The sequence below is a fragment of the Shimia sp. CNT1-13L.2 genome (assembly GCF_024331145.1).
Classification (GTDB): domain Bacteria; phylum Pseudomonadota; class Alphaproteobacteria; order Rhodobacterales; family Rhodobacteraceae; genus Shimia.
In genome coordinates, this window is the sequence record NZ_JANDJO010000004.1 from 237,819 (window position 1) to 254,597 (window position 16,779).

At 59.3% G+C, this 16,779-nt stretch carries 14 protein-coding genes; 4 read left to right on the plus strand and 10 right to left on the minus strand.

Annotation, left to right across the window (positions count from 1 at the left end; translation table 11 throughout):
* The first annotated feature begins 17 nt into the window (after window positions 1-17).
* Window positions 18-1,013 carry a GlxA family transcriptional regulator gene (locus tag NNA36_RS10955; protein ID WP_255107062.1) on the plus strand — a complete coding sequence of 332 codons (996 nt, stop codon included), beginning with the start codon at window positions 18-20 and terminating at the stop codon, window positions 1,011-1,013.
* On the opposite strand, the gene NNA36_RS10960 is transcribed toward NNA36_RS10955, so the two are convergent.
* Window positions 1,010-1,534, minus strand: coding sequence for a glutathione peroxidase (locus NNA36_RS10960; RefSeq protein WP_255107063.1), 525 nt, complete (start codon window positions 1,532-1,534; stop codon window positions 1,010-1,012). The two genes, NNA36_RS10955 and NNA36_RS10960, sit on opposite strands and share 4 nt — an antisense overlap.
* Before the next feature lie 139 nt (window positions 1,535-1,673).
* Here NNA36_RS10960 and msrB point away from each other — a divergent pair, with 139 nt between their 5' ends.
* Genes msrB through NNA36_RS10975 form a run of 3 tightly spaced genes read left to right on the plus strand, consistent with a single transcriptional unit; the run spans window position 1,674 to window position 4,205 of the window.
* The gene (gene msrB / locus NNA36_RS10965; RefSeq protein WP_255107064.1) at window positions 1,674-2,120 is read left to right on the plus strand and encodes a peptide-methionine (R)-S-oxide reductase MsrB; all 447 of its coding nucleotides are present in this window, start codon (window positions 1,674-1,676) and stop codon (window positions 2,118-2,120) included.
* 1 nt (window position 2,121) lies between these two features.
* The gene (gene msrA / locus NNA36_RS10970; protein ID WP_255107065.1) at window positions 2,122-2,625 is read left to right on the plus strand and encodes a peptide-methionine (S)-S-oxide reductase MsrA; all 504 of its coding nucleotides are present in this window, start codon (window positions 2,122-2,124) and stop codon (window positions 2,623-2,625) included.
* 35 nt (window positions 2,626-2,660) lie between these two features.
* Window positions 2,661-4,205: a cryptochrome/photolyase family protein gene (locus tag NNA36_RS10975; RefSeq protein WP_255107066.1), complete on the plus strand. Its 1,545-nt coding sequence runs from the start codon at window positions 2,661-2,663 to the stop codon at window positions 4,203-4,205.
* On the opposite strand, the gene NNA36_RS10980 is transcribed toward NNA36_RS10975, so the two are convergent.
* The 9 genes from NNA36_RS10980 to NNA36_RS11020 form a co-directional block, all read right to left on the minus strand.
* Entirely contained in the window at window positions 4,202-5,275 is a 1,074-nt protein-coding gene (locus NNA36_RS10980; protein ID WP_255107067.1) for a Hint domain-containing protein, read from the minus strand. The genes NNA36_RS10975 and NNA36_RS10980 overlap by 4 nt on opposite strands.
* A 100-nt stretch (window positions 5,276-5,375) precedes the next feature.
* Complete coding sequence (locus tag NNA36_RS10985; protein WP_255107068.1) at window positions 5,376-7,382, minus strand: hydantoinase/oxoprolinase family protein; 2,007 nt, start codon at window positions 7,380-7,382, stop codon at window positions 5,376-5,378.
* A 49-nt stretch (window positions 7,383-7,431) separates the two neighbouring features.
* Entirely contained in the window at window positions 7,432-8,490 is a 1,059-nt protein-coding gene (queG, locus tag NNA36_RS10990; protein WP_255107069.1) for a tRNA epoxyqueuosine(34) reductase QueG, read from the minus strand.
* 95 nt (window positions 8,491-8,585) lie between these two features.
* Window positions 8,586-9,251 (minus strand): glutathione S-transferase family protein, encoded by a 666-nt coding sequence (locus tag NNA36_RS10995; RefSeq protein ID WP_255107070.1) that lies wholly within the window; start codon window positions 9,249-9,251, stop codon window positions 8,586-8,588.
* Window positions 9,252-9,310: 59 nt separating this feature from the next.
* A complete protein-coding gene (gene mtgA / locus NNA36_RS11000; RefSeq protein ID WP_255107071.1) occupies window positions 9,311-10,030 on the minus strand; it encodes a monofunctional biosynthetic peptidoglycan transglycosylase in 720 nt (239 codons plus the stop codon).
* 71 nt (window positions 10,031-10,101) lie between these two features.
* Complete coding sequence (locus tag NNA36_RS11005) at window positions 10,102-10,473, minus strand: DUF4189 domain-containing protein (RefSeq protein WP_255107072.1); 372 nt, start codon at window positions 10,471-10,473, stop codon at window positions 10,102-10,104.
* A gap of 61 nt (window positions 10,474-10,534) precedes the next feature.
* Window positions 10,535-11,350, minus strand: a complete 816-nt coding sequence (locus tag NNA36_RS11010) for a hypothetical protein (protein ID WP_255107073.1) — start codon at window positions 11,348-11,350, stop codon at window positions 10,535-10,537.
* A gap of 54 nt (window positions 11,351-11,404) precedes the next feature.
* Window positions 11,405-15,943, minus strand: coding sequence for a glutamate synthase large subunit (gene gltB / locus NNA36_RS11015; protein WP_255107074.1), 4,539 nt, complete (start codon window positions 15,941-15,943; stop codon window positions 11,405-11,407).
* Between the two features lie 151 nt (window positions 15,944-16,094).
* On the minus strand, window positions 16,095-16,763 hold the full coding sequence (locus NNA36_RS11020; RefSeq protein WP_255107075.1) for a hypothetical protein: 669 nt from the start codon (window positions 16,761-16,763) through the stop codon (window positions 16,095-16,097).
* Between the last annotated feature and the right edge of the window lie 16 nt (window positions 16,764-16,779).

Sequence of the window (16,779 nt, forward strand, 5' to 3'; positions counted from 1 at the left end):
GTGCGGAGGATAGTGACATGACCAAACCCATGAACCTGTCCACTGCGGCGGCGCAACCGGTCCATACGGTTGCGCCCAAGAAATACGTGTTCCTGATCCAGGAAGAGTTTTCGCATCTCTCCTTTACCTGTGCCGTCGAAGCCCTTCGCATGGCCAACGGCTATCGCGGCAAGCACTACTACGACTGGCACATCGTCAGCGAATCCGGCGAACCGGTCCGCGCATCCAACGGCATTGCGGTCAGCGTGGACGGCGGCCTGCGAGAGTTGGATCGACGTGAGAACCTGTTGGTCGTCGGCGGTGACAACGTCGAGATTCACAGCACAACCCGCATCCTGAACTGGCTGCGCCGCGAAGCCCGTCGCGGCGTTACCGTCGGAGGAATCGGCAGTGGGGCCTATACCATGGCCCGTGCAGGATTGCTCATTGACCGCCCTGTCACGACACACTGGGAATACCACAAGACCTTTACCGAGGTTTTCCCGGCGGTAGACCTTCAGGAAACCCTCTATTCGATCGATACCGACCGCATGACATGTGCTGGCGGTGCTTCCTCGATGGACTTCATGCTCGCCCTGATCGAACGTGATTTCGATCGTGAACTGGCAAACGTCGTCTCCGAAAAGATGGTCTACACCAACCCCCGTAGCCATTTTCACACCCAACGCCTGTCGTTGCAAATCCGTGCGGGTGCGCGTCACACCAAGTTCGCGGACGCGATCGAGATCATGGCGCAAAACATCGAAGAGCCGCTTTCACCTGTCGAAGTGGCCGAACGTGTTGGGCTGTCGGGCCGCCAGCTTGAGCGCCTGTTCAAGAAACATCTGAACACCACTCCCAAGACCTACTACACCGGTCTGCGTCTCCAGAAGGCGCGGGAACTCTTGTTCCATACAAACATGAGCCTCGCTGAGATTTGCTTTGCCTGTGGCTTCAACTCACAGACGCATTTTTCCAAGAGCTACCGCGCTAAATTTGGCGTCTCTCCCAGCCGCGACAACGGGCGCCTCTAGTTCAGAAGCGCTTCCACTTCGCGGGTGATCGCACCAGAGAGAGGCTTGGTTCTCGACCCATAGGTTTTCACCACGGTCCCGTCGGGGCCAATCAGAACCTTGTTGAAATTCCAGCGGGGTACAAAGCCGACCTCGGTCCTGAGAGACCGGAAAAACGGATGCGCATCCTTGCCTTTGACATGGGTGATCCCGGTCATCGGCAAATCAAGGCCGAACTGCGTCTCGCAGAATTCCTTGACCTTACCTTCGTCCGCCAGTTCCTGCTTGAAGTCGTTTGACGGCACCGCCAGCACCACAAGCCCCTTGTCGCGATAACGATCGTACAGATCCTGAAGCTGGCTATATTGCTTGGTATAGCCACAGCGTGACGCGGTATTCACAACCAGAACCGGCTGACCTGACCATTGTGACAAGGTCAGTTCACCGCCATCTATGTTGTCAAACGGCGCATCCAGCTCAAGGGACCATGCAGGCATGGCCGAAAGGAGGATCGCGAAAACGGCGGCTGTAAAACGGGACATGTCTTTTTCTCCTGTTGAAAACTCTACGTTCAAAACGGGTCTTTGGATCAACATGCTTTGAAGCCATTGAAATATTTCTTGGACTTCCCCATTCGGACGCCATCTAATGCCCAGCGGAAACAAAAAGGGGGAGACGCGCATGACCACCTACCATCGCAATCCTGACGCCATCGCGGCGCTTACGGACGAACAGTTCTGGGTCACGCAGGAAAACGGCACCGAGCGGCCCGGCTCGGGTAAACTGCTCTACAACAAGGACCCGGGCATCTATGTCGATGTCGTCTCTGGCGAGCCTCTGTTTGCCTCGTCCGACAAGTACGAATCTGGCTGCGGCTGGCCCAGCTTCACCAAACCGATCGAGACGGCGCACGTGACCGAACATCGCGACACCACGCACGGAATGGTGCGGACCGAGGTGCGCAGCAAACACGGTGACAGCCACCTAGGCCATGTCTTTCCGGACGGTCCGATGGATCGAGGCGGCCTGCGCTATTGCATCAATTCGGCAAGCTTGCGGTTCGTGCACCGCGATGACATGGAGGCCGAAGGATATGGGGCTTATCTGGACCAGGTTGAGGAGATCTAGAATGACGGAACGTGCAGTTTTGGCCGGCGGATGTTTCTGGGGCATGCAGGATCTGATCCGCAAGATGGATGGCGTTATCTCGACCCGCGTGGGCTATACCGGTGGCGACGTGGCGAATGCCACCTACCGCGACCACGGCACCCACGCCGAAGGGATCGAGATCAACTTCGATCCCGCGCGGATCAGCTATCGCAAGATTCTTGAGTTTTTCTTCCAGATTCACGATCCGACCACCCCGAACCGTCAGGGTAATGACCTTGGGATGTCCTACCGATCAGCCATCTACTTCACCAGCGAAGACCAGAAGGCCATCGCTCTGGATACCATTGCCGACGTCGATGCCTCGGGTCTCTGGCCCGGCAAGGTGGTGACCGAGGTCGAACCGGTGGGCGATTTCTGGGAGGCCGAAGACTACCATCAGGATTATCTCGAGAAGAACCCCAACGGCTATACCTGCCACTTCGCACGCCCTGACTGGGTGCTGCCGAAGCGGGAAACCGCGTAGTTGATCCAAAGGTCATGCCCGGCCGTAATCCGGGCATGGCCTATCAAACTCTGCGCCTCATTCTGGGCGATCAGCTTACCCACACCCTCCCCATTCTTGAACAGGGCGATCCATCAACGGATATCGTTCTGATGGCAGAGGTTCATTCCGAAGCCACCTATGTGCGCCACCACAAGAAGAAGATCGCGCTGATCTTCTCTGCGATGCGCCACTTTGCAGAGGAACTCCGCGAAGCTGGCTGGACGGTTCTCTACTTTGCCTATGATGGTGCGCAAGCGGTTCCCGATCTTTTCAAGGCCGTTGAAACCGCACTATCCATTCACGATTTCGCCTCCGTATCAATCACTGAACCAGCGGAATTCAGGCTTCTAGAAGAAATCAAACAGTGGTCCGACAGGCTTGAATGCCCTGTCGACATTCTCCCCGATCCCCGCTTTCTGTGCGACCACGCGACCTTTCAAAACTGGGCCAAGGGCCGCAAACAGCTTCGGATGGAGTACTTCTACCGCGAGATGCGGCGTGCCCATGAGGTCCTGATGTCGGATGGATCACCCATTGGCGGAAAGTGGAACTATGACGCCGAGAATCGCCGCCCTCCTTCAGACGGACTAGATGTTCCGCCGCCCTTCAGGGCGTCCCCCGACCAGATCACGCAAGAAGTTTTAGCCCTCGTCGAAGATCACTTTCCCGAACACTTCGGCGATCTGCATCCGTTCCACTTTGCAGTAACCCGCACAGATGCTTTGGCCGTTCTCGACCATTTCATAACGACCCGCCTGCCCCTGTTCGGAACCTATCAGGACGCGATGGTTCAGGACGAGCCATGGATGTTTCATAGCCACCTGAGCTTTTACCTGAACTGCGGCCTTCTGGTGCCGATGGAGTGCATCCGTGCAGCCGAGGCGGCCTACCATCGCGGCACAGCGCCCTTGAACGCCGTCGAAGGGTTCATCCGTCAGATCCTCGGATGGCGGGAATACGTGCGTGGCCTCTACTGGCTCCGGATGCCCGGCTACGCGTCCGAAAATGCCCTGAACGCCCAGCGCCCATTGCCTGCAATGTACTGGGGAAAGCCAACGCAAATGAACTGTGTACAACAGAGCATCGACCAAACCTGGAAGTGGGCCTACGCCCACCATATTCAACGGCTCATGGTTCTTGGCAACTTTGCCCTGCTTGCCGGCCTCTCCCCAAAAGAGGTCAATGAATGGTACCTCATCGTCTATGCCGATGCCTTCGAATGGGTGGAATTGCCCAACGTGTCGGGCATGGTTCTGTTTGCCGATGGCGGCCTGCTGGCGTCCAAGCCATATGCTGCCAGCGGCGCATACATCAACCGCATGTCAAACTATTGCACATCCTGCCGCTATAGCCCGACGCGCAAGAACGGCCCTTCGGCCTGTCCCTTCAACTATCTCTATTGGGATTTCCTTGATCGCAACGCAGAGGGCCTGTCAGGCAACCCGCGCCTCGCGATGCCATACCGAACCCTCGCGCGCATGAGCGAAGACAAACGTCAGGCCATCCGCGATGACGCCGCACGTTTCTTCAAGTCTCTGGACAACGGCGAGGTGGTCTAGCGACCAGTACCGATCATGAGAGGCAGATGGCCGTTCTTGCGCATCCGGCGCACCAGCTGACGTTGTGCCTTGCGCGTCGGAATGGGCGCGGCAGGTACTCGCGGCTTTCCCGCGGCCAGCTCGGGGAAGATCAGCCGGATTTCCTCGCGGGCCGCTTCAGACAGGGCACCCCATGCCTGAGCCCCCGTATAAAGGCTCTCACTCGGAGCGCCTTCGGCAAAAACAATTTCATGCCCGTCAAACAGCAGATGCACATAGTCCACCTCAAGGGCCTCTTCATCCAGGGCAATCCCGGGCATCCCCACAAGGCAGATGGCAGGCACCAGAACCTCGGCCTCACCAAACATGCGGCGGGCAATCGGCGTGGACACCAGCATCCGATGCTGCCGTGACACCCGCAGGTCGCGCAGCGGAAGCCCCTGACCCAGCGCACCCGCGCGGATCAGCACGGGGCGATATCGCGGTTCCGCTGCCATCTGCGCCTCTGTCACCTCGCGCCGCCCAATCCATCGCACAGGTTTCAGGCCCTCCGACGTCTTCACCAGATCCCCAATCCGGATATCACGCGCCCGACGTATCCCCATGTCGGTTTCGATCCCGGTATCCCCGGCAAAACAAACCATCAGTTCAATATTGTCGACGATTGCCCCAAGGCTGTTGTCCGGCCCCAGCTCGGTCATGCGCAGGGTATAGTCCCCCGCCGCCGGGAAGGTGACGGGCAGTTGGTAGCCGGTAAAGCTGTTGGCAGTGGGCAAAATGGTGGTCGAGGCGATCACGGCACCGGTGTCGTCAAGGATCTCGACGGTAAACCCCTCGGAACCTGCTTGCCCTAGGGACGCGTTCCGCAAAGCGACATCAAGCGTCAGCGTCGTTGTCGTGGCATAGTCAACCGTGAAGGTCTGCTCCATGACGGTTGTCTGACCAGAGCGCCCGTCCATCTCGGCAACGCGGTTCGACGACCCGTTTCCAAGATAGGCAGATTCGCTATAGCTGGTCTCGAGATCATTTCCCGACCAGCCAGTGCTGCCACCGTCAAAAGTGCCGTTGATGATAAGGTTCTTGGGAGGCATGAAAATCCTGCGCGCGCAATTGCTCGGAACCAATCATCGCGCAGGACTGTGCAATCAGGCGGGCCGTCTCGTGGCAATTCCAAGACCACGAGACCCCCTGTTACTCGGCCGCAATCCTTGGGCGCCCCGATGCCTCAACGGTGATCGTGCCCTCGATGAACACTTCACGCCCTTCGGCCTCTGCGGTCTTCAGATCCCGCAAAACCGTCACCCGAATTCCCTCGGCTCCCGCTTGCACCGCTTCCTTCTGGGCCAGTGCCGACAGATGTGTTTCAAGCAGGCTCAGCGCCTCTTCCGCTTCGGCAAAGTCCTTTGGTCCATCTTCCAGATGCACCCGGAATCGCCCTTCGGCAGGGGCCGAAACCTCGCCACTCCGACGGATGGTGACGCGCCCGACAACCGCACCCACGGCGTTTGCAACGCCGGCATGGGTGGGCAGCTCCATCTGACACCCAAGCCTTTTTCCGACCGCCGGATAATAGCTAGGCGCAGAGGCCCCAAGTCCGATAACCGGCTGGTTCAGACCCGCATCCAGACGCACCAAGCCACGGTGCCCGTCAAGACCGCGCTGCATCAGGACATGTCGCGCCAACTGTTCGGGCGGCAATCCGAAATCGGCTTCTTCTTCTGCAAAAGCAGTCTCTAACAAGGCCAAAACCGTTTGTTCGGTCAGCTGGTCCACGATGATCCGCGCCATGTCTTTCGGATCAGGCGCCAGCATGTTGCCGCTGCCGGTACGACGACGTCCGAACAACGACAGCGCCTTTTCGGCCGCCTCCCTGTCCCATGCGTCCACATTGCCCAAAGCGTGACTTGCATCCGAGGGTGTCACCCCCGCCACCTGAACAAGACCACGCTCAACCAACCGGCGCAGGGCCTTGATCTCCATCCGGGTGCGCAGCACATCACCAAGGGGATGTACCTTGTCACCGATCCGCTCCAGCAGTGTCGCCTCTCGTGGCGCGAGCCCGTCAGCCCGAAGCCCGGGAACCGCGCGCACGAACCGCGCATCATATTCCCCCGGCGTCGCATTGCGCACTTGCTGATCCAACGCCTTGTGAACAACCTCCGGTGCATCCATCGCCACAAGAGAAACCGGCAACACGCGGCGCGGTCCAAGCGTCACACCGCCCTTGAGGCCTTCGCTGATAAAATGCACCTCGCTGTCACCCCCAAGACCCGTGGTACGCATCGCCACGGCCTCGACCATCGTACGATAGGGGCCAACCCGAGCGCCGTCCGGATCAATCGCTGGCCGGCCATCTCGCAGCACCGCGACGTCTGTCGTCGTACCGCCGATGTCCGACACCAGCGCATCCTGCGCCCCGGTCATCCAGCGCGCCCCGACGATGGACGCCGCCGGACCGCTCAGGATCGTTTCAATCGGCCGTTCGCGCGCAAATCCTGCCGAGATCAAGGCCCCATCACCCCGCACCACCATCAGCGGCGCAGTCACCCCCAACTCACCCAGCCGGGCCTCGGCACGTGAAATCAGACGATCAATCATCCCGATCAACCGCGCATTCAAAACCGCCGTCATCGCCCGCTTGGGGCCGTTCAACTTCGAAGACAGGTGATGCGAACAACTGACAGGGCGCTCCGCGATCTGCTGCACCATTTCCATCGCGCGCTGCTCATGCGCCGGGTTGCGCGTGGCAAATTGCGCGGCCACCGCATAGCCGGAAACCTCGCGCCCATGCGCCTCAAGCCACTGGCGCAACGTCTCTTCATCCAGGGCGGTTTTCTGGTCACCCGCATGATTGTGCCCGCCCGCCAAAACAATCGCCGGATCACCGGCCAACGCATCCAACAGCCCGTGCTTGGCCAGGTCGTCTTCCTTGAAACCGATCAGGATCAGCGCAACCCGCCCCCCCTGGCCTTCGACCAGAGCATTGGTTGCAAGCGTTGTCGACAGCGAGGCCAGAACAATCTCGCCCGGGTCCACCTCGGCCTGCGCCAAAACGGCTTCAACGGCCTTGCCAATCCCCTCGGCAAGATCGTGGCGCGTGGTCAGGGACTTCGCCGAGGCAATGACCTCTCGCTCGTCACGGATCAACACCGCATCCGTATAGGTTCCGCCGGTATCGACGCCCAAAGACAATGCCATCGCCTGTTTCCTTCCTGTTCGCCCCCTCCCGATGCCACGGAGGGATGCTTCATGCCTGCCTGTTTGCGACCCCTGCAAGACGTTCTTCTGCCCATGCCGCGGCCTCGGCAACGGTCTCATCAGGATCGCCCTTAAGGCTCTGCACCTGCGCCAGAAATCCGCGATCCCCACTGTTGCCAATGGCATATAGAACATTGCGCACAAAACGGTTCCGGCCGATCCGCTTGATCGGTGACCCGGAAAACTTGGCACGGAAGGTCGCATCGTCAAGCGCGGCCAGCTCGGCCAATGGGGGCGCGATCAGATCATCGCGGGCATGGTACTTCACCTCGCGCGCCTCAATCGCGAACTTGTTCCAGGGGCAGGCCGCAAGACAGTCATCACACCCGTAAATCCGGTTCCCGAGCTTCGGCCGCAATTCGGGATCAACCGGACCGTGATGCTCGATCGTCAGATAGGAAATGCACCGACGCGCATCGATCTTGCCCGGGGCCGGAAACGCCTTGGTCGGGCAGGCATCCAGACAAGAACGGCACGACCCACAATGATCGATTTCCGCTGGATCAGTCTCTAATTCCACCGTTGTGAAGACCGAGCCGATAAAGAACCACGACCCAAGATCCCGACTCACAAGATTGGTATGCTTGCCCTGCCAACCGAGACCCGCCGCCTGCCCCAGCGGTTTCTCCGGCACCGGCGCGGTATCCACGAAAACCTTCACTTGCGTCGCGTCGCCCGTCTCGGCGATCAACCAACGCGCCAGCCGCTTCAGGCGTTTCTTGACCGTGTCGTGGTAATCCTTGTTCTGCGCATAGACCGAGATCGCGCCACGATCCTTCAACCCGTGCACATGGGTCGGATCATGATCTGGGGTATAGCTTTCCCCCAACATGATGATCGACCGCGCCTCAGGCCAGAGCACCGCCGGATTGCCGCGCCAGTGCGTCCGCTCGGCAAGCCACCCCATCTGCCCGTGATAGTCTTGCGCCAGGAATCCCGCCAATCCCGCAGGCACATGCCCAACCGCGTCCGGCCGGCAGATGCGACACAGGTCAAACCCGATCGCCTGCGCCTCGCTCACAAGTTGCGCTTTTAATTCAGCCGTCACTCACCCGGTCCTTCTTCTTGGACGAAATACCACGGGGGAAAGGGTGGCCTTGCCCGGCAAGGGCAACCTTGGGGGCAGCGCCCCCTGCTCCCGGTTCAGAAATCAAGATCCGCATAATGTGCGGGCGGCGGAAACCCCGGAATCTGATCCGCCAGAATCGACCGGAACGCCGGACGCGACTTGATCTTGGCATACCAGTCCTTGACCACGGCCGAGCGATTCCAGTCCACATCCGAGATATAATCAAGCGACGACAGGTGCGCAGCGGCGGCGAAATCCGCCATCGACATACTGTCCCCTGCCAGCCAGCGTCGGTGATCCAGCAGCCAGGTCATGTAGTCGAGGTGATACTTGATCTTCTGGGCCCCCGCCTTGACGTTGCGGCTATCGGGATACCCCTGCCCCATCAGCTTCTTGTTCACCCGTTCATACAAGAGCTTCGAGGTCACCTCGTGATGGAACTTGTCATCGAACCACGCCACGAGGCGCCGCACCTCGTAACGCGCATCCACGTCCCGCGGCATCAGCGTCGGCTCGGGGTATTTTTCCTCAAGGTATTCACAGATGGCGCCGCTGTCGGCCATCATCTTGCCGTCCATCTTGAGGACAGGCACTTTCGCTGCCGGATTGCGGCGCAGGAAATCCGGGTCCTGCTCCCAGTACCGCTCTTCAACCAGCTCAACTTCGATCCGCTTTTCCGCAAGTGTCAGACGCACCTTACGGCAGAAAGGGGACAGAGGAACGTGGAACAGGCGATTCATGTGGGCATCACGGTAACTATTGGAGGTTGTTCCTCAATATCCCGTTCTCCCGCGTTTGTTCAATCCTCGAAACACCGCGAGCGGCCATCCCGGCGGATCGTCTCCGCCCCGTCCCGAATACGGGCAGCGCGCGCACGTAACGTCTTGCCGGGTCTCGAGGCGGAATACGTCTTGGGAGATGGCAGCACAGCAGCCAGTTGCGCAGCCTGTGCCGGGGTGAGTTTTTCCGGTCCAACCTTGAAATAATGCCGCGAGGCGGCTTCGACACCGAACACGCCTTCGTCAAATTCGGCAACGTTCACATAGACCTCAAGTATCCGTCGCTTGCTCCAGGCAATTTCAACCAAGGGGGTCAGCAGGGCCTCAAGCGCCTTTCGCCCCCAGCTGCGCCCCTGCCACAGGTAGACGTTCTTGACCGTTTGCTGGCTCAGGGTCGATGCCCCGCGGCCACTGCCGTCTGCCAACGCCGCGCGGATTGCCTTGATGTCAAACCCCCAATGCTCGCAGAAATTCGCATCTTCCGCAGCCACGACCGCGCGCAACATCACCGGTGCGACCTCCTCGATCGGCACCCATTCCTTGTCCAGCCGCCCAAGGCGCTGTTTCTCGGAATACATCGTCCAGGTCATTGGCGGATTGATCACGATATAGATCAGGACGGCAAAAATTGTCAGCGACACCCCCCAAACCGTGCCACGGCGCAGCGCACGTCGAACACGTCTCCAGACCTGCTGGCGCAGGGTCAACTCCGGTGCCGATTTGCCCTTTTTTTTCGCCATGAATCCCTGCTGCTCAAAATCTGCACCGGGGATAAGCTGCCGCAAGCGTCAAGGCAACAGGTTGCATTGCCTCACGGCGAACAAGCCCAGACAATGACGCGGCAGTTATAGCCATAGTCCATACAATAGCTCATCGCCGCACTCTCGGCGAGCTCGCGGGTCCTGTCCCAGGCCCAGCCCCACCCGCCGTTGTCAGCCTCTGCCATTGCCCCGCAACTATTGTAGAACGTGCGCACATTCGTGCAGTTCCAGCCGCATCCAGACTGGGCCGCATTATAAGCCGCTTCTTCGGAAACATGGCTATGTGCCCAGCCATAGGCTCCGTTGGGTCCTATTCCGACAGCGCCCCAGCAATATTCATAGCCGCATTGTCCGGCGGCAGCCCCTTGTGCCAGCCCCGAAGCCAACAGGCCCACAAGGGCCAGGCGTTTCACTTTTCGCATGACATCCTCCCCTTTTGTGTCCCAAGCATACGCGAGGTTCGCATATCCACAAAACGACAAGCTATTTCTGCTTGGCCCGACTCTGCTTTTGTTCCCACTGCACACGCCGTATCAGGCCGGAATGGAACATTGCCGGAGTTTCCGCACATTTTTCGATCAGGAGCTGCCCTGGAATCAGGCTGTAGCCGAAGAACTCCATGAGAGACTCGTGTTTCGAAAGCACGGCGTTTACCTGCTCCCACTCCGAAAAGGACAGAAACGCATGGTGGCGCGGCGACAAATCCATGATTTCGGAGAGCGGATCATTGCCTTTACCGGCAATGGTTTCCCGCGCCTTGACCTCAAGTCCGAGCGCCCGATTCACAATGGTCGGATCTTCGCAAAAGTCCTCGTAGCGCATACGTGGAAACTCGGGGTGTGCCTCGCTTCCCTCTTTCAGAGCTTGCGCTCTCAGTACCCAGGACTCTGCCGCCCTTGCCAACATGGGCGGTCGAAGCGGCGGAGTGTTGTAGTTGAAAAGAATCGACGCGATGAAGCTGTAGGGGCTGGCGATTGAAAACAGGCAACGCGCCTCTTCGCCAAAAGAGTTCAAAATCGACGTCACCCGCAAGATGTTTGGCGGCGAGCACTCGATAAACAGGTCTTTCCCGGCCTGCCGCGCCAAGTCGCTCCACGCGTCCCTGATTTCCGGCCAGGGCATGTCGTGGTCGGCCTTCCACTGATCTTTGCGCATGATCTTACGAACGCCGGGTGCCATCTGACCTTCGTTATTTCCAAAGGGAGGCAGATAGCCGTTTGTTTGGGTTTCAAGATATTGGCCAATGATAGTCGAGCCGGAATTGTTGGGACTAAACAGAAAAAGGAATTTTATCGACATGCGAACGTGCCTCGAAAATGGAAAACGGGGCCCGAAGGCCCCGCCAAAATTCCTTTATTCTGCCGGAACAGCTTCCGGCTCTTCCGAAAGCGGCGCCGGCAGGTGCGCCAGCATTTCCTTCGGACAGACCTGAAGGAAGTTGGCCTTTTCGATATCCCAGTGTTGAAGGATATCCGCACCCTTGCGGCTACCGGTTTCCGCGACATGGCGTTCGATCAGGCCCTTGAGCTGATCTTCCCAGTGCTGCACCGCGACCGGACAGGTCACCAGCGTCTCGAGGTTCATCATGTCGGTTGCCTTGCCTTCCGGATCGTAGAGATAGGCCATGCCACCGGTCATACCCGCGCCAAAGTTGGCACCGATCGAACCGAGGATCACGGCAACGCCACCGGTCATGTATTCGCAACCACACGCGCCGCAGCCTTCGATGACCACCTTGGCGCCCGAGTTCCGCACCGCGAAACGTTCGCCTGCACGGCCTGCCGCAAAGAGGAAACCATCGGTGGCACCGTAAAGCACCGTGTTGCCAATGATGGTATTGTCTGACGCGGTCAACGGGCTGGCCATCGGCGGGCGCACAACAACCGTACCACCCGACAGACCCTTGCCGACATAGTCGTTTGCATCGCCCGAAACCTCGATCTTGAGGCCCGGAGCCGCGAAGGCACCAAGAGACTGACCGGCAGACCCGGTGAGTTTCACCGTCAGGTGATCCTCTTGCAGCGCGTTGCGCATGCCGAAGTTGCGGACGATATGCGAGGACGTGCGCGTGCCCACGGTGCGGTGCGTGTTCTGCACCGCATAGGACAGCTGCATCTTTTCACCGTCTTCAAGGAAGCGGTGCGCATCACGTACGATTTCCGCGTCCAGCGTATCCGGAACCGCGTTACGGTCCTTGTTGCGATCATAAACGATGTCCTTGGCACCATCGACGGTGATCAGGAGCGGGTTGAGATCGAGATCATCAAGATGCGCCGAACCACGCGACACCTGCGCCAGAAGGTCGGCACGGCCAATCACTTCGTCCAGCGAGCGGGCACCGATCGAGGCGAGGATTTCACGAACTTCCTGAGCGTAGAAGGTGATGAGGTTCACAACCTTGTCCGCCGAACCGGTGTATTTCGCACGCAGCTCAGGGTCTTGCGTACAGACGCCAACCGGACAGGTATTCGACTGGCACTGACGCACCATGATACAGCCCATCGCGATCAGAGCGGCAGTACCAATGCCGTATTCCTCGGCACCCATCATCGCAGCCATGACAATGTCACGACCGGTCCGCAGGCCACCATCGGTCCGCAGGGTGACGCGGTCGCGCAGGTTGTTCATCGCCAGAACCTGATGCGCTTCGGTCAGACCCATCTCCCACGGCAGACCCGCGTATTTGATCGAGGTCGCCGGCGACGCACCGGTACCACCGTTGTGGCCCGAGATCAGGATGATGTCGGCTTTTGCCTTGGCCACACCGGCCGCAATCGTGCCAACGCCCGAAGACGCCACCAGCTTCACCGTCACTTTGCAACGCGGGTTGATCTGCTTCAGGTCATAGATCAGCTGCGCCAGGTCTTCGATCGAATAGATATCGTGGTGCGGAGGCGGCGAGATAAGGGTCACACCCTTGGTCGAGTGACGCAGGCGCGCAATCAGGTCGGTCACTTTCATGCCCGGCAGCTGACCACCCTCACCCGGTTTCGCACCCTGGGCGACCTTGATCTCAAGTTCTTCACACTGGTTCAGGTATTCGGCAGTCACACCGAAACGGCCCGAAGCCACCTGCTTGATCTTGGCCGACGGGTTGTCGCCGTTCGGCTCGGGAACGAAGTGTGCCGGATCTTCCCCGCCTTCACCCGAGTCAGACTTGGCACCGATCCGGTTCATCGCCACGTTCAGCGTCTTGTGTGCCTCTGGGCTAAGCGCGCCCAGCGACATGCCCGGCGTCACGAAACGCTTACGGATCGCGGTGATCGACTCGACTTCTTCGATCGGCACCGGCTTGCCCAGCGCCTTGATGTCGAGAAGATCACGCAGATGGATCGGCGGGTTGGCCTGCATCGCCTTGGAGTAGTTCTTCCAAAGCTCGTAGGATGCACGGTTACAGGCCGCCTGCATCATGTGCATGGTCTGCGCGCCCCAGGCATGGGTCTCGCCCGATTTCCGCGCCTTGTAGAAACCACCAATCGGCAGCACGCTTGTGCCTTCACCAAAGGCCTGGGCATGGATTTCCGCCACCTTGGTCTGGATACCGCTGACACCGATACCCGAGATACGCGAGGTCATGCCGGGGAAGTATTCAGCGCACATCGCACGCGACAGGCCGACGGCTTCAAAGTTCAGGCCACCGCGGTAGGAAGACACAACCGAGATACCCATCTTCGCCATGATCTTGAGAAGACCCTGGTCGATGGCATCGCGATAACGGGCAACAGCCGTCGTTAGATCAACATCCAACAGACCGCGCTCGATGCGTTCAGCCAGCGAATCCTCGGCAAGGTAGGCGTTCACGACGGTCGCACCGGCACCGATCAGCACGGCAAAATAGTGCGGGTCGATACACTCGGCGGACCGCACGTTCAGCGAACAGAACGTCCGCAGGCCCTTGCGGGTCAGGTGGCTGTGCACGGCGCTGGTAGCGAGGATCATCGGCATCGCAACGCGCTCGGCATTCTGGCCTTCGTCGCTCAGGACAATGTGTCCGGCGCCCGAACGAACGGCGTCTTCTGCTTCCGAACGGATACGGGCCAGACCGGCTTGAAGCGCACCGCTGCCTTCATCGGCGCCAAAAGTACAGTCGATACGCACAACGGTATCGTCAAAAGCTTCCAGAAGACGCTCGAACTGGGCCGTGCCCACGAACGGGCTTTCCAGCATCACGATTTCGGTCTGCGATCCGTCTTCGTCCAGCACGTTCTTGAGGTTCCCGAACCGGGTTTTCAGCGACATCACGCGATATTCACGCAGGCTGTCGATCGGCGGGTTGGTTACCTGGCTGAAGTTCTGGCGGAAGAAGTGGCTGAGCGGGCGGTATTTCTTGGACAGAACCGCGCTCGGGGTATCGTCACCCATCGAGGCAATCGCCTCTTTGCCATCCTCGGCCATCGGCGCGAGGATCTGCTCAAGCTCTTCCATGGTGTAACCGGCCGCGATCTGGCGCTGACGCAGTTCTTCACCTTCGAACATGGCCTTCTCGGTCACGCCCTTCAGCACGGTTTCAAGATCTTTAATCTTGCCGACCCAGTCACCATAGGGGCGCGATTCAGCCAGCGAATCCTTGAGTTCGGTGTCGTGGTACAGCTTGCCCTCGGCCATATCGACCGCGATCATCTGACCCGGGCCAAGCGCGCCTTTTTCGACAACAGTGGCCTCGTCGGTCGGCACCATGCCGGCTTCGGAGCCCGAAATCAGAAGGCCGTCGCCGGTCACCACATAGCGCATCGGGCGCAGGCCGTTGCGGTCAAGACCGGCACAGACCCAGCGGCCATCGGTCATCGCCAGAGCGGCCGGACCATCCCAGGGTTCCATGACCGAGTTGCAATAGGAATACATGTCACGCCAGCTTTGCGGCAGTTCCACCGCCTGCTTCGACCAGCTTTCCGGAACCAGCATGGTTTTCGCCATCGGCGCCGAACGCCCGGCACGCACCATGACTTCGAACACACCATCAAGCGCGGCCGAATCCGATGCCCCACCCGGAACAATCGGCTTGATGTCGTCTGCAAGCTCACCAAAGAACGACGAGGCCATGCGAATTTCGTGGCTCTTCATCCAGTTCAGGTTGCCCTTCAGGGTGTTGATCTCACCGTTGTGCGCCAACATGCGGAACGGTTGAGCCAGCCACCACTGCGGGAAGGTGTTGGTCGAGTAACGCTGGTGATACAGCGCGAAAGCCGATTCAAAACGCTCGTCCTGAAGATCCGGGTAGAACACGGCGACTTGTTCGGCCAGCATCATGCCCTTGTAAATGATAGAACGACAGGACAGCGACGCAATGTAGAGGCCGGCAATCGACGCGGCGATAGCGGCTTTCTCGATACGGCGACGGATCACATAGAGTTCGCGCTCGAAGGTCTCCTCATCAACACCCTTGGAGTTCGAGATCAGGATCTGCTCGATCTCGGGGCGGGTAGCGTTGGCCTTTTCACCCAGACAGGTCACATCGACCGGCACATGACGCCAGCCATAGATGCGGTAGCCCATCTTCAGAACTTCGGTTTCCACGATGGTCCGGCACGCTTCCTGCGCTCCGTGGTCGGTGCGGGGAAGGAACACCTGTCCAACTGCAATCAGCTCGTCCATCTGCGGCTCGTGGCCGGTACGACGCACCTGATCATAGAAGAACGGTACCGGAATTTGCACGTGGATACCCGCGCCATCACCGGTCTTGCCGTCGGCATCAACGGCACCGCGGTGCCAGATCGCTTTCAGCGCAGTGATGCCTGCCTCGACAACCTTGCGGCTGGGTTTGCCATCGATCGACACCACAAGGCCGACACCGCAGGAAGAATGCTCTTCCTCTTCACTGTAGAGACCATTCTCGGCCATCCAAGCGCGCTTGGCTTCTTCCTCGCGAACCCAGTTCTCGTCATATTTGGTCATTGGCGTTCTCCTGTCCCCGGTCTGGGGTATTCTCGCTGCGCTGTCCGTCGGCATTCCGGGGAGGCCCCGATCGCCTGCATCAAACTGCGCGGTATATTTCTTGCGCCCAAGGCGCGGTTATGTGTTGTCGTGGTGTCCGGATCGTAATGAATTAAGATCCGCTACACCCCGCGGGGCGTTGTGTGCTCATGAAACCCGGCGCACCGGGGCGAATGATCTGGGTGGGTGTCCAAGCCAGCTTCTGGGTCTTGCCGAACTGTTCGATCTCGACTTCGCCCTCGATGAAGAAAGACGCATCCGGAGCAGCAAAAACTTCGAATGACCACTGCGACGACACGCCGTTTTTCTTAACCGTCATCGTGCGCACTAAGGTCCCCTTGCGGAAAGTCTCGCCGCTGATCTGCACTTCCTCGTCGCCGATGGTCAGTGCCGATTCCAGCAGAACCGCATTGCCCTGAAGGACCCCCGACGAGAAGCTCATGTCGCGTGTCCCAAGGCTCTCACCAGTGGCAAGCGCCGTTGTCAAAGAGGCTTCCGGAGCGCTGCCTTCGGCCACGGTTACATCGGTGCGACCACCATCAGCCTGATACTCGACCAAGTCCCAATCGGGGCCAAAGTAGTGCGAGTCACTCAGCTTGCCGTTTTCAAAACTGTGAACTTCAACGCGATTACCGCATTGCAGATAATTCGACACCATGCAGCTCTCGCGATGCACGGTGGCAACCGCAACGCAGCCTTCAGGAACAGCTTGTTCTTGCGCGAACGCGGTGGTCCCCACACAGGCGGCAAGAACGGTGACAAACAGTGCTGTTTTCGTCATGTCCCTTTTCCTTTTC